Origin of the sequence: Eubacterium sp. CAG:156 (genome assembly GCF_000434315.1) — a bacterium.
Classification (GTDB): Bacteria; Bacillota; Clostridia; order Lachnospirales; family Lachnospiraceae; genus Eubacterium_U; species Eubacterium_U album.
Window position 1 is genome coordinate 76,568 of sequence record NZ_FR878155.1, and the last position, 13,534, is coordinate 90,101.

A 13,534-nucleotide genomic window follows, 5' to 3' on the forward strand; every position below is an offset into this window, starting at 1 on the left:
TTTTGAAAAAAAAACTTTTGATTATATAGTAAAAGACAAAAAATAAGTAATTAATATATATATTATAGCTTATAATAATAAGAAAAAGATGCCTGAGGATTAAATAAATTAGTAAAGCAATAATTATTTTTAATAAATTTAATATTTGTTAAATCTTTTTTCATAAAATAACATTAGTATGGTATGTGAGATAAAAAATATGCTATATAACTGGCATTAATTCATGCAAAATGATAAAATAACTACAATTACACAGTTGACAGGAGAATTTTAGATGGACAATAATTTTTATCAAAATAACAATCGAAATAATAATGGCAACAATAATGGTAATAATTCAGGTAATAATGGTAATGGCAACAGGCCTAACAAAAACACAATTATACCTATAGTAATCGCAATTGTTGCTGCATTTTTATTTATGTCACTTTCATCTTATATGACAAGTGCGTTAACAACAAAGGAAATAACATATAATCAGTTTATAGCTTTGTTGGAGCAGGACAAAGTTGATACGGTAGTATTTGACAAAGGAAAAATTGTATTAACTTTAAAAGGATCAGAAAACTCATTTATTCAGTATAAATATTGGACAACAGATTTAGAAGACAGAGATATTTCTTTGATTCAGGAATTAAAGACAAAATATACTGATGTTAACTTTAAGGCTCAATTTGATAGTGGGTCACAGGAAATAATTTTCTATGTAATACAACTTGTTATTATGTTTGCCGTATTCTATTTTATATTTGGCATGATGATGAAAAGAAGTGCCGGTGGCAAAAATGGAATATTTGGAGTTGGAAAGAGCAATGCCAAAGTTTACATTCAGAAAGAAACAGGTGTTACATTTAAAGATGTAGCCGGACAGGATGAGGCTAAGGAATCAGTAGTTGAATTGGTAGATTTCCTTCACAATCCCGGAAAATATGCAGAAATTGGGGCAAAACTTCCAAAAGGAGCTTTGCTTGTAGGACCTCCGGGAACCGGTAAAACTTTACTTGCAAAGGCAGTAGCAGGTGAAGCTAAAGTACCGTTCTTCTCATTATCAGGTTCAGATTTTGTTGAATTATATGTTGGTGTAGGTGCATCAAGAGTTAGAGATTTATTTAAACAGGCAGAGGAAAATGCACCATGTATTATATTTATCGATGAAATTGATTCTATTGGTAAGAGCAGAGATTCAAAATATGGTGGCGGTAATGATGAAAGAGAACAGACATTAAATGCATTGCTTGCTGAGATGGATGGATTTGATTCTTCTAAAGGTATTTTAATCTTAGCTGCAACTAACAGACCGGAAGTACTTGATCCGGCATTGTTGAGACCGGGACGTTTTGACAGACGAGTAATCGTAGATACACCTGATTTACAGGGAAGATTGGAAACATTAAAAGTACATTCTAAAGATGTTAAGATGGATGAAACAGTAAATCTTGAAGAAATTGCATTGGCAACAAGTGGAGCTGTTGGTTCAGACCTCGCAAATATGATTAATGAAGCAGCAATTAATGCAGTTAAAGCCGGTAGAAAAGCGATTTCACAGGCTGATTTATTTGAAGCTGTAGAAGTTGTAATTGCAGGTAAAGAAAAGAAGAACAAGATTCTTGGAGCAGAAGAAAAGAAGATTGTTGCTTATCATGAAGTCGGTCATGCACTTGTAACAGCAGTTGAAAAGGATGCAGAACCTGTACAGAAGATTACAATTGTACCAAGAACGATGGGTTCTTTAGGATATGTAATGACAGTACCTGAAGAAGAAAAATATTTGATGTCACAAAGCGAACTTGAAGCAAGACTGGTTATGCTTCTTGCCGGAAGAGCAGCAGAAGAAATTGTATTTGATTCAGTTACAACAGGTGCTTCAAATGATATGGAAAAGGCAACAAAGATTGCAAAATCAATGATTGCAATGTACGGTATGTCAGATAAGTTTGGACTTATGAGCCTTGAACAGGTAGAAAATCAGTATTTAGGAAGAAGTACAAGTTTAAATTGTAGTGAAAAGACAGCTTCACAAATTGAAGAAGAAATAAAGATTCTTTTGAAAGAAAAATACGAAGAAGCAAAGAGAATTCTTACAGAAAACAGAGACAAGCTCGATAAGATTGCTGAATATTTATATGAAAAAGAAACAATTACAGGAAAGCAGTTTATGGAAATTTATCATCAGTGCCAGGCTGAGGAAGCAGGACAGCAGGATGCCGGTGAAACAGTAGAACAGCAGAACGATGACAATGCAGATAGTCAGGTGACAGATGATAATCAATAATTAGTCAGATAGTCAGACAATGGATGATAATCAATAATTAGGTAATATGAATTGATGTAGATGTAATGAAATCAATTCATATACTATACAAATAAAAGTGAATTAAATTAATTAATTCATAAAATATATAATTAAAACAAAGACTATACTTTTACTGATACGCGACACTCATATAGGACAATGAAATATAAAAGTCTTATATGGGGGAGCATATCATTTTAAGTATAGTCTTTATTTCATTAAATTGAATTCATATGCAAAATGCGTGCAATGCCGTGTCCATAGTATTGAAAATCACGCCCACAAAATCACACCAAAAAAATCTGGTTAAAGCCCCAATCGATTATTTTGCCCCATAAATAGTTTTATGATAAAATGACTTTGAAGCCTACGGATTGTTTAGTGCTACGCACTCCCACAATCCTACCCAATATTCGCATATCGTGGGAATTATCCCACTTTTTTGCTCATATTGGGGCGGGTCTCAAGGTCTTTTACCCACTTATGAGTAAGCTCATGTGGGCTTAAACCATTTGATCCTGGCATTAAATTATTAATAAGCACAAGAGGTAAACATGGAGAGAAATTGGGATTTGTCAGAGATGACAGATGGAAAATTATATACAGAAAATGATTTGGCAAGGATAGGATGCAACGACTGCGAGGGATGCAGCAAGTGTTGTCACAATATGGGAGAGTCAATAGTGCTTGATCCATATGATATATACCAATTTGCAAAAGCCGGAATCACAATGGAAGAATTGATGAGCAGGGCGGTGGAATTAAATGTAGCAGACGGTGTCATTTTGCCAAACTTAAAAATGCAGGAAGACGGTGGGAAATGTTATTTTCTAGATGAAAACGGAAGATGCAGTGTGCATTCAAACAGACCTGGTATATGCAGATTGTTCCCGTTAGGCAGAATATACGATGATAATGATTTTAAATATTTTAATCAGATTTATGAATGCCCGAAGAAAAATAAAACTAAAGTTAGAATAGATAAATGGCTTGGAATAGATAATATAAATAAATACCATGAATACATTGTTATATGGCATTATTTCCTAAAAGACATACAGCATATTTTGGAAGGAATGCAGGATGAAAAGCAAATTAAAACGATAACAATGTATTTGGTAAAATTATTTTATTTAATGCCATATGAAGTTAATGATGATTTTTACGCACAGTTTACACAAAGAATAAATAAAGTGAAAGAAGTAATAGGATAGAATGTTTAATTTTCAGGAAGAATTGAAAAAAATGCCGGAGACTCCGGGAGTGTATCTTATGTATGACTCTCACGATGACGTAATTTATGTCGGAAAAGCAGTAAAGTTAAAGCGACGAGTGAGTTCATATTTCAGAAAAGATGTAAAAAAAAGGGGACCAAAGATTGAATCGATGGTTCAGAAAATAAGCAGGTTTGAATATATTCTTACAGATTCAGAATTAGAGGCGCTCATATTAGAATGCAATCTTATAAAAGAATACAGACCAAAATACAATACAATGCTTATGGATGATAAAAGTTATCCATATGTGCAGGTAACAATAAATGAAGATTATCCAAGAATTTTATTTGCAAGAAGAATGAAGAAAGACAAGAGCAAGTATTTTGGACCATTTACAAGTTCAGGAGCGGTAAAGGATACGATAGACCTGCTTCAGAAAATGTATCACATAAGAAATTGCAATAAGTCAATAGTTACGGATGATACACTGACAGCTGATGGTGAACATAAGCAGGTGCCAAAAATAAATGGAAGACCGTGCCTTTATTATCATATAGGACAGTGTGATGGGGCTTGTCAGGGCTACATTTCAAAAGCAGATTATAGAGAAAATATAAATAAGGCTATAAAGTTTCTTGAGGGAAATTATAAAGATACAATAAAAGAATTAGAAGAAAAAATGATGAAGGCATCAGAGGCTTTAGATTTTGAAAAAGCCATGGAATGCAGAGATTTGATAAATAGCATAAATCATGTTGCCGGAAATCAGAAAATTACAACGCATCAGTTTGAAGACAGGGACATTATAGGATATGCAGAGGAAGGAAATGATGCAGTAGTTCAGGTTTTCTTTGTCAGAAATGGCAAATTAATAGGAAGAGAACATTTTTACATGAATACTGTTCCGGGTGATACAGGGATGGATATCGTAACTAATTTTATCAAACAGTATTATGTGGGAACTCCGTTTATTCCAAGAGAGTTATTTGTGCCAACAGAAATTGAAGATGAAGAACTGATAAGCAAATGGCTTAGCAGAAATCAAAACTTTATGGTAAAAATTGTAAAACCGAAAAAAGGTCAGAAAGAAAAACTTGTGGAGCTTGCAAATAAAAATGCGAGAAATCTCCTAGAACAGAATAAGGAAAAATACAGAAGAGAAAAGCAAAAAACAATCGGAGCCGTAAAAGAAATTGAAGAATTGCTAAATTTAACAAATATTCATAGAATGGAAGCCTACGATATTTCTAATACTAACGGATATGAATCAGTAGGCTCGATGATAGTTTATGAAGATGGGAAGCCAAAAAGAAACAGTTATAGACGATTTAAAATTAAATGGATAAAGGGCGCTGATGATTACGGAAGTCTTGCGGAAGTTCTTACTAGAAGATTTTCCCATGGATTAGAGGAAAGAGAAAAAATGGATGAAGACGGAAGAGATTATGAACTTGGAAGTTTCAGCAAATTTCCTGATATTATTATGATGGATGGTGGAAAAGGACAGGTTAATGTTGCCCTTGAAGTGCTTGATAAACTTCATTTGAACATACCGGTATGTGGAATGGTTAAGGATGATAATCATAGGACAAGAGGGCTATATTATAACAATATAGAAATTCCGATAGACAGAAATTCGGAGGCATTCAAATTAATTACAAGAATTCAGGATGAGGCACATAGATTTGCAATTGAATTTCACAGAAGTCTTAGAAGTAAAAAACAGGTTAAATCTATTCTTGATGACATCCCGGGAGTTGGTCCGGCAAGAAGAAAGGCTCTGATGCAACATTTTAAATCGATTGACAATATAAAAGAGGCATCATTAGAAAATTTAGAGCAGGCACCTTCTATGACAAAAAATATTGCAAAAAGTGTTTATGATTTTTTTCATTAAATTAGTGTACAAAGAGTGTTTATGATGTTAAAATCTAGGAAGAATATATTACGGAAATAGTAAAAAAGGGCTTAAGAATAGGTTTATGCAACATATTCTTATGTGAAATAAAAAATAGGAGGAACATAGATATGGCAAAAGTAAAGTTTTCAAAAATAATAGAAAATTATAATCTTAAAAATTATATACCGGAAATTGATACTAATAAGATAATGATAACAATTCCGGAAGTAAACAGACCGGCTTTGCAGTTAGCAGGATTCTTTAATCATTTTGATAAAGAACGTGTACAGATTATAGGAAATGTTGAGTGGGCATATATTTCAGAAATGACTCATGAGAAACGTATTGAAATGTATAACATGTTAATGACAAGCGGAATACCTTGTTTAGTAATATGTCAGGGAATTGAGCCGGATGAAGATTTGATTGAGGTAGGACGAAAGAATGGAGTACCTGTTTTATCAACAGATATGACAACGTCAAGTTTTTATGCTGATTTGACAAGATGGCTTAATGTAGAACTTGCACCTTGTATTTCAATTCACGGAGTTTTAGTTGATGTTTATGGTGAAGGTGTTTTGATTATGGGTGAAAGCGGAATTGGTAAAAGTGAAGCTGCCCTTGAACTTATTAAAAGAGGACATCGTCTTGTAACAGATGATGTTGTAGAAATAAGAAAGGTAAGTGAAGAAACATTAATTGGAACTTCACCTGATATAACAAAACATTTTATTGAACTTCGAGGAATAGGTATTATTGATGTTAAGACTTTGTTCGGTGTTGAAAATGTTAAAGATACACAGAACATTGACATGGTAATAAAATTAGAAGAATGGAACAGAGAAAAAGAATATGACCGTTTAGGGTTAGAGGACCAGTATATTGAATTCCTTGGAAATCAGGTTGTATGTTACTCAATACCTATAAGACCGGGTAGAAACCTTGCGGTTATTGTAGAAGCAGCGGCAGTTAACCACAGACAGAAGAAGATGGGTTATAATGCAGCAAGAGAACTTTATAACAGAGTTCAGAATAACATTATGAAAAAAAGTGAAGAAGAAGATGATTAGGAGGAAAATAAAAAAATGAAGAATTATTGTTTTGGCATTGATGTGGGAGGAACAACAGTAAAGTTAGGACTTTTCAGCACAGCAGGAGAACTTTTAGACAAATGGGAAATTACTACAAGAACAGAGAACTTTGGTGAAAATATCCTCTCAGATATTTGCGAGGCAATGGAGGCTAGGTTAGCAGAAAAAGAAATAAGCCTTGATGATATCGAAGGCGTAGGAATCGGACTTCCGGGACCTATTACAAATGACGGAACAGTTCTTCAGTGTGTAAACCTCGGATGGGGAACATTTAATGTAGAAGAAAAGTTATCTGAAATGTTCAGAGGAATAAAGGTTAAGGCAGGAAATGACGCTAATGTTGCAGCTTTAGGAGAAGCATGGCAGGGTGGCGGAAAAGATTATGATGATATCGTAATGATTACACTTGGAACAGGTGTAGGCGGTGGAGTTATAATTAATGGAAAGATTCTCACAGGCTACAATGGTGGAGCAGGTGAAATTGGTCATATGCATGTAGATGATAATGAAACAGACAGCTGTAATTGTGGAAGAAAAGGATGCCTTGAACAGTTTACATCAGCAACAGGTGTTGTAAGACTTGCAAAACGCTTAATGAATAATACAGATAAAGAAACAAAGATGAGAGAATTTGGAGAAAACATCACAGCTAAAGATGTATTTGACCTTGCAAAAGAAGGAGATGCAGGAGCAAATGAAGTTGTTGAAACAATGGGTACATATCTTGGAACAGCAATGTCACATATCGCAGTAGTTGTAAATCCTCAGGCATTTATCATAGGTGGAGGTGTTAGTAAGGCAGGACAGTTCCTTATTGATGCTATTAAAGATAAATACCGTGAAACATGTTTTGCAGCATGTGGTGACGCAGCAGTACATCTTGCAACATTAGGAAATGACGCAGGAATGTATGGTGCAGCAGCAATGATATGTAAATAAATATCAGTTTTTATAAAGTAGATTTGTAGCAAATGTTAATCATAAATGTATTTTTTTGTGAATTTAACATATTTGCCTTTAAATCTAATATAGAAACATAATCAAAATAGTTGAATGGAGATTTTTTCAATGAATAAAAGTCTGGAAAACAGATTAAAATTAATTGCCGGTGATAGTAATGTGCGATGTGATGAACCGATGAGTTCACACTGTACATTTAGAGCCGGAGGAACTGCAAAATACTATGTAATCCCTGATGAATATAAAAAAGTCAGGGATGTTCTGCGTTTATGTGTAGAAGAAAATATTCCATATTATGTCATTGGAAATGGAAGTAATTTATTAGTACAGGATGATGGATTTGATGGTGTGATAATTGAAATTGATTCTGCATTAGCGAAAATAGAAATAAATGGAAATGAGATAGTTGCAAAGGCAGGAGCCAAATTATCTAAAATTGCAGTAAAGGCATTAAACGAAAGCCTGACAGGATTTGAATTTGCCCATGGAATTCCGGGAAACTTAGGTGGAGCGGTAACGATGAATGCCGGTGCATATGGTGGGGAAATGAAGGATGTTCTTAAGTGGGTTAAGGTACTTGATAATAATGGAGAAATGAAAACTCTTAAAGCAGAAGAACTAGAGTTAGGGTATAGAACAAGTATTATTGTAAAAGAAAAAATGATAGTACTTGAAGCATGCATTGAGTTGCACGAAGGCAACAGAGATGAAATAGAAATGCATATGAAAGAATTAATGGCTAAAAGAAAAGAAAAACAGCCTTTAGAATACCCAAGTGCCGGTAGTACATTTAAAAGACCGGAAGGATATTTTGCAGGCAAATTAATTCAGGATGCAGGATTAAAGGGCTACCGTGTAGGTGGTGCAATGGTATCTGAAAAACACAGTGGATTTGTAATTAATTATGATAATGCAACAGCAACAGATATCATTAATTTGATGAAAGATGTGAGAAAAAAAGTATACGAAGAATTTCAGGTGACTCTGGAACCGGAGGTTAAAATATTACCGGCTGTTAAATGGTAATAAAATGAAAGGACAATTATGAGATTTGTTATAGTTACAGGAATGTCAGGCTCAGGTAAGATAACAGCACTTAAAATCTTAGAAGACAGCGGCTATTATTGTGCAGATAATCTTCCTATAGAACTCATAGGAACGTTTGCTGATTTAGTTTATAGTCAGACGAGTGAAGTTAACAGAGTAGCCATAGGTGTGGACATTCGTAGTGGACAAAATTTGGGCAAAATAAATAAAGTTCTTGAGCAAATGAAAAATAAAGGTCAGGAATATGAAATTTTATTTTTAGACTGTAGTAAAGAAATGCTCATCAAGCGATTTAAAGAAACAAGAAGAGCTCATCCTATGGGTGAGAATAAAAGTGTTGCCCACGGCATAAAAGTTGAGCAGGAAAGGCTTGCTTTCTTGCGTGAGCAGGCGGATTACATCATAGATACAAGTAATCTGCTTGTAAGAGATTTGCGCGTAGAATTGGAAAAAATATTTGTTCAGAGTAAAGGGTACAAGAATCTGTTCATATCGGTATTGTCATTTGGTTTTAAACATGGAATACCGACAGATTGTGACTTAGTATTTGATGTAAGATTTTTGCCAAATCCATATTATGAACCGGAGCTTAAGCATAAAACAGGGCTCGACAGAGAGGTACAGGAATTTGTTTTAAATGCAGATGTAACTCAGGTATTTCTGGAAAAATTAATTGATATGGTAAGATTCCTTATTCCAAATTATATCGCAGAAGGAAAAAATCAGCTTGTAATTGGAATTGGATGTACAGGAGGACACCATCGTTCAGTAACAGTTGCAGGAGAGCTATATGCTGCACTTGATGTTGAAGACGCCCAATATGGAATAAAGATATCACACAGAGATATTAACAGATAGTTGTTTTAAAAACAAAAATAAAATAGCTGTTAAAAGACGGAGATATTTTAATGACAACATAATTAATAGATGTTAGCAGACAAGAACTTTTTAGTAGGAGTAAAAATGTCATTTTCAAGTGAAGTAAAAGAAGAATTATCGAGGCAAATGAGTAATGCACAGCATTGTAGAATTGCTGAAATTGCCGCAATTACAAGTATGTGTGGAAATGTAATTATTTCCTGGGATAACAAATATTCTATCAAGATGAGAACTGAAACATTGGCTGTTGCAAGGAAGTATGCAAATTTAATAAAAAAATCATTTAGAATAAAACCTGAAATTTCCATAAGGACAAGTGCATATTCTAATAAGTCAAGAACATATACTGTTAATATAAAGAATCATGAGGAAAGCCTTAAAATACTTCAGGCAACAAAATTAGTCAATAATGATGGTGATATTGAGGAAATATTGTCAGTACAAAATAATATAGTAATAATGAAGAATTGCTGTAAAAGGGCATTCCTTAGGGGAGCATTTATGGCAACAGGATCAATTAATGACCCTAACAAATCGTATCATTTTGAGATAGCATGCAATAATGAACTTAAGGCTAAACAGATACTGGATATACTGAATATTTTTAATATTGAGGGAAAAACGGTTGCAAGAAAGGGTAATTGTGTGGTATATATCAAAGAAGGCGAAGGCATAGTGGATGTTTTAAATGTTATGGAAGCACACGTTGCTCTTATGAAAATGGAGAATGTAAGGATTCTTAAAGGTATGAGCAACTATTATAACAGACAAGTTAATTGTGAAGCAGCCAATATTAAAAAAACAGTTAATACGGCATGCAGACAGATTGATGATATCCAATACATAATAGATAAAGCAGGCATAGATTATTTGCCGGGTAAACTTCAAGATATTGCCATGGTGAGACTGGAAAATCCGGACTCTTCATTGCAGGAACTTGGTGGATTGCTTGAGCCACCACTTGGAAAATCAGGAGTAAACCACAGATTACGCAAAATAAGCGAAATCGCAGACGATTTAAGAGGTAATACCCAGGGAGGATTAGATCAATGACGACAAAGGACATAACAATAGGAATTCAGACAGGATTGGAAGCAAGACCGGTAGCGGTATGTGTACAGGTGGCAAGTCAGTTTCAGAGCAAGATTTATGTAGAACATGGAAATGTTAAGGTAAATGCAAAGAGCATCATGGGAATGATGACATTAGGACTTGCATCAGGTGAAACAGTTACTGTAACAGCTGACGGTGAGGATGAAGTTCAGGCTATTGACAAAATCGAAGAATATCTTAGCAATAATGCAGAGTAAGATATATTAATATTAGAAAGATAAATATAAATATATATATAATTATTGGTAATAGGATAAATAAAAAGATGCTGTTGTGTTAAACGCGACAGCATCTTTTTATTGTAAAAATTTCCACACATTGGGTAAAGCATATAGGTAGCACGATGAATTAATGTAGCATTGATGTAAATGATGAGGCATATAGAATTTTCTCAATTAATCCCATTATTACACAATAATTTCAAACAAAATATCAGTTCCTTCGTTCCAAAGAGAAACACTGCCATTGTACTGATTTAAAACGATATCCCTAAGATTATATAAACCCAAGCCGGAGTTTGTATTGGTAGATTTAGTTGTATATCCTTTAGTAAAGAAATTTGTTCTATCATCAGGAGTTAAAACATATCCCGGATTTCTAGTTGAAAAAATAATTTTTCTGTTAGCAGAATTAATTGTAATATGTACAGTTCCATCTTTAGGAGTGGCTTCTATAGCATTGTCTATTAGAATGCCAAAAAGTTCAACTAAGGTGTATTCAGGAACTTTGGATTCTAAATTATAAGAAAGGACATTATACTCCAGAACTATTCCATGTTCGGAAGCTGTCAATTTTTTATGATAAAGAAATCCTGCTACAAGATGCAAGTTGAGTTTCAGCAGATAATCAGGTTCAGTGGAATCTAAGCTGATATTAATATATTTTGTCATCTCAGAAACTAAAGAATCATAATCATTACAAGTATGAAGAAGAGAAATAATAGATTGAATTTCATTTGTATGATTATGTTGCTTAATTCTAACGTTTTGGATAAGAGATTCAAGAACAGGAAGATACTGCTCATAAGCATTAAGTTGTGCTGATTGTACACGAAGTCGTTTTAATTGATTTATCAATACAATATTTATTGATACTAAAGTAAAAAATGAAATTAGTATAAATAAAATAATTTCAGCAAAATTTGAACGATTTAATTTGAAATAAAGCGCAAATAAAAAACTTAACCCAAAAACATTTGTTATTATAAATGTAATTAGTTTGCCACCTTCAAATAAGTAAAAATATATTTTCCTTAGGTTAAAAAAGTGATTGATAATAATTGCACATATTAAGGTATAAATTGCTCCTAAAAGAGAAAATAAATCTGAATTAACAAAATCTCCAAACAAAGGAACAAATGCTACTAAAACAATTTGCAGAAGAAAACCTATAATATATGCTAATATATAACAAAACATTGAGGAAAGGACTCCTGAAGCCGTTAATATCATAATTGAAAAAATGCCAAGTATTATATTTATACATGAAGATAATGACTCTGCCTGCCATGACAAAGGTAAAAATATAAAAGCAAATTTAAAAATACATATTGGAGCTAATGAAATAACTAATTTCGATAATTTAAATTTCTTTGATAAAAATCCTGCACTTAAGACAAGAAAAAATAGTGTTTCTATAATTGTTGAAAAATAATCTATAAAATTTATATTCATATATTAATCCATCTTTCTTAATAGAGTTTCTTTGTATTTTCGACCAATAGGAATAGAAAATACTTTATCATTAAATTGAAGAGTTACAGTATATGTTGTTTTATCTAAATTAGTAATAAACTTAGGATTTATTGCATAACTTTTGTGACACTGAATTAATATGTCAGACTCTTTGATAAGTTGTGATAATGAATAATTCATGCATAAAAATGAATTCGTGGTTGTAAAAATTTCAAGGGTATGTCTGTTGGTGTTAACATAAATAATATCATTATCATTTATATAAGAGTTAATTCCAAATGAATCCTTTATTGAAAAACGTTTTTCCAGATTATTGTAATTTAAAATCTTATTAAGCATATGCTGTATATCTGCTTTCTCATACGGTTTTATCAAATAATAAATACAATGAAGTTCATTTATAATAGAAAAAATATGATTTGGGTAACTTGTTTCAAAAACCATAGGCGTATTCTTATATTTAGGAATATTCTTTAATTCAATGCCAAGATTAAATCCATTTTCAGTTAAATTGTCTTTATTTAATTCATAGTCAAGGATAAATAAATCGATATCTTGATTCATCGCAATGTCAATTGCCTTCTTATAAGAATCGGCATTATAAACCGACCATTTAGGGTATAATTCTGATATTACATTTATAAGAAAATCTGTAATTATAGAATTATCTTCTACAATTAATATTTTATACATAATTAAATTACCTCCAATACAATGACAAATTTTACAAGATGACGTTTGTCATAATTAAAGTATATAGATTGAAAACATTATGGTCAATTAAAATAAATGTAGTTTGTGTACTGTTAATTGTCGTTGGGGAAAGAGTACGAAGAAAGAATTGAAGCAATATCCTTAATATTGTAAAATAAATATAAGAAACATAGGGTCGGTTTTAGTTAAGGATAGGGTGTTATGAACGTTAAAAAAATCATTATTTATGCAATGTTTACAGTTATAATTTTAATAACCAGTGGACGTTCAAAGGATAATATAGAATATACAAAAAGTGATAAGAAGGAAGAAAAAGGCATTGAAATTAATGAGAAAAATTTTCCGAGTGAATATGTAAGAGAATTAGTCAGTCAATCATTTGATTCTAATAATGACAATCAATTGACTCAGAATGAAATTGATGCAGTAACAGAATTAAGGATAGATCCTGATGATACATATACATACATGGATGGATTGGATAATAGTAATTACAAATATTCTGTTATTGACTGTAGAGGATTGGAAATATTTAAAAATGTAGAGAAAATAAGAATCTGTGTGGAAATTGTTGAACATAATGATGAAATAATAGAAGAATATGGCTTGTTAAATTTTGAAAAATT

The 13,534-nt window shown here is 32.5% G+C and carries 12 protein-coding genes; 10 read left to right on the forward strand and 2 right to left on the reverse strand.

The annotated features are described in order from the left end of the window. Nucleotides 1–274: 274 nt before the first annotated feature. From ftsH to ABMA45_RS05505, 9 genes are all read left to right on the forward strand, one after another. Nucleotides 275–2,272 carry an ATP-dependent zinc metalloprotease FtsH gene (gene ftsH, locus ABMA45_RS05465; protein WP_022088877.1) on the forward strand — a complete coding sequence of 666 codons (1,998 nt, stop codon included), beginning with the start codon at nucleotides 275–277 and terminating at the stop codon, nucleotides 2,270–2,272. 575 nt (nucleotides 2,273–2,847) lie between these two features. Beyond that, a complete protein-coding gene (locus tag ABMA45_RS05470) occupies nucleotides 2,848–3,507 on the forward strand; it encodes a YkgJ family cysteine cluster protein (protein WP_022088878.1) in 660 nt (219 codons plus the stop codon). Nucleotide 3,508: 1 nt separating this feature from the next. Continuing rightward, nucleotides 3,509–5,407, forward strand: coding sequence for an excinuclease ABC subunit UvrC (gene uvrC, locus ABMA45_RS05475; RefSeq protein ID WP_022088879.1), 1,899 nt, complete (start codon nucleotides 3,509–3,511; stop codon nucleotides 5,405–5,407). A 131-nt stretch (nucleotides 5,408–5,538) separates the two neighbouring features. Next, nucleotides 5,539–6,480 carry an HPr(Ser) kinase/phosphatase gene (gene hprK, locus ABMA45_RS05480; protein ID WP_022088880.1) on the forward strand — a complete coding sequence of 314 codons (942 nt, stop codon included), beginning with the start codon at nucleotides 5,539–5,541 and terminating at the stop codon, nucleotides 6,478–6,480. A gap of 15 nt (nucleotides 6,481–6,495) precedes the next feature. Next, entirely contained in the window at nucleotides 6,496–7,440 is a 945-nt protein-coding gene (locus tag ABMA45_RS05485) for an ROK family glucokinase (RefSeq protein ID WP_022088881.1), read from the forward strand. A 129-nt stretch (nucleotides 7,441–7,569) separates the two neighbouring features. Then, a complete protein-coding gene (murB, locus tag ABMA45_RS05490) occupies nucleotides 7,570–8,487 on the forward strand; it encodes a UDP-N-acetylmuramate dehydrogenase (protein ID WP_022088882.1) in 918 nt (305 codons plus the stop codon). 18 nt (nucleotides 8,488–8,505) lie between these two features. Then, nucleotides 8,506–9,366 (forward strand): RNase adapter RapZ, encoded by an 861-nt coding sequence (gene rapZ / locus ABMA45_RS05495; protein ID WP_022088883.1) that lies wholly within the window; start codon nucleotides 8,506–8,508, stop codon nucleotides 9,364–9,366. Nucleotides 9,367–9,471: 105 nt separating this feature from the next. Further along, nucleotides 9,472–10,440, forward strand: a complete 969-nt coding sequence (whiA, locus tag ABMA45_RS05500; RefSeq protein ID WP_022088884.1) for a DNA-binding protein WhiA — start codon at nucleotides 9,472–9,474, stop codon at nucleotides 10,438–10,440. Then, nucleotides 10,437–10,697 carry an HPr family phosphocarrier protein gene (locus ABMA45_RS05505; protein ID WP_022088885.1) on the forward strand — a complete coding sequence of 87 codons (261 nt, stop codon included), beginning with the start codon at nucleotides 10,437–10,439 and terminating at the stop codon, nucleotides 10,695–10,697. The genes whiA and ABMA45_RS05505 overlap by 4 nt, the downstream gene beginning before the upstream one ends. A 210-nt stretch (nucleotides 10,698–10,907) precedes the next feature. On the opposite strand, the gene ABMA45_RS05510 is transcribed toward ABMA45_RS05505, so the two are convergent. Beyond that, nucleotides 10,908–12,173: a sensor histidine kinase gene (locus ABMA45_RS05510; protein ID WP_022088886.1), complete on the reverse strand. Its 1,266-nt coding sequence runs from the start codon at nucleotides 12,171–12,173 to the stop codon at nucleotides 10,908–10,910. A gap of 3 nt (nucleotides 12,174–12,176) precedes the next feature. Further along, on the reverse strand, nucleotides 12,177–12,887 hold the full coding sequence (locus ABMA45_RS05515) for a LytR/AlgR family response regulator transcription factor (RefSeq protein ID WP_022088887.1): 711 nt from the start codon (nucleotides 12,885–12,887) through the stop codon (nucleotides 12,177–12,179). A 222-nt stretch (nucleotides 12,888–13,109) separates the two neighbouring features. On the opposite strand from ABMA45_RS05515, the gene ABMA45_RS05520 reads away from it, so the two are divergent. After that, a partial coding sequence (locus ABMA45_RS05520) for a hypothetical protein (protein WP_348029928.1) occupies nucleotides 13,110–13,534 on the forward strand: 425 nt, incomplete at its 3' end.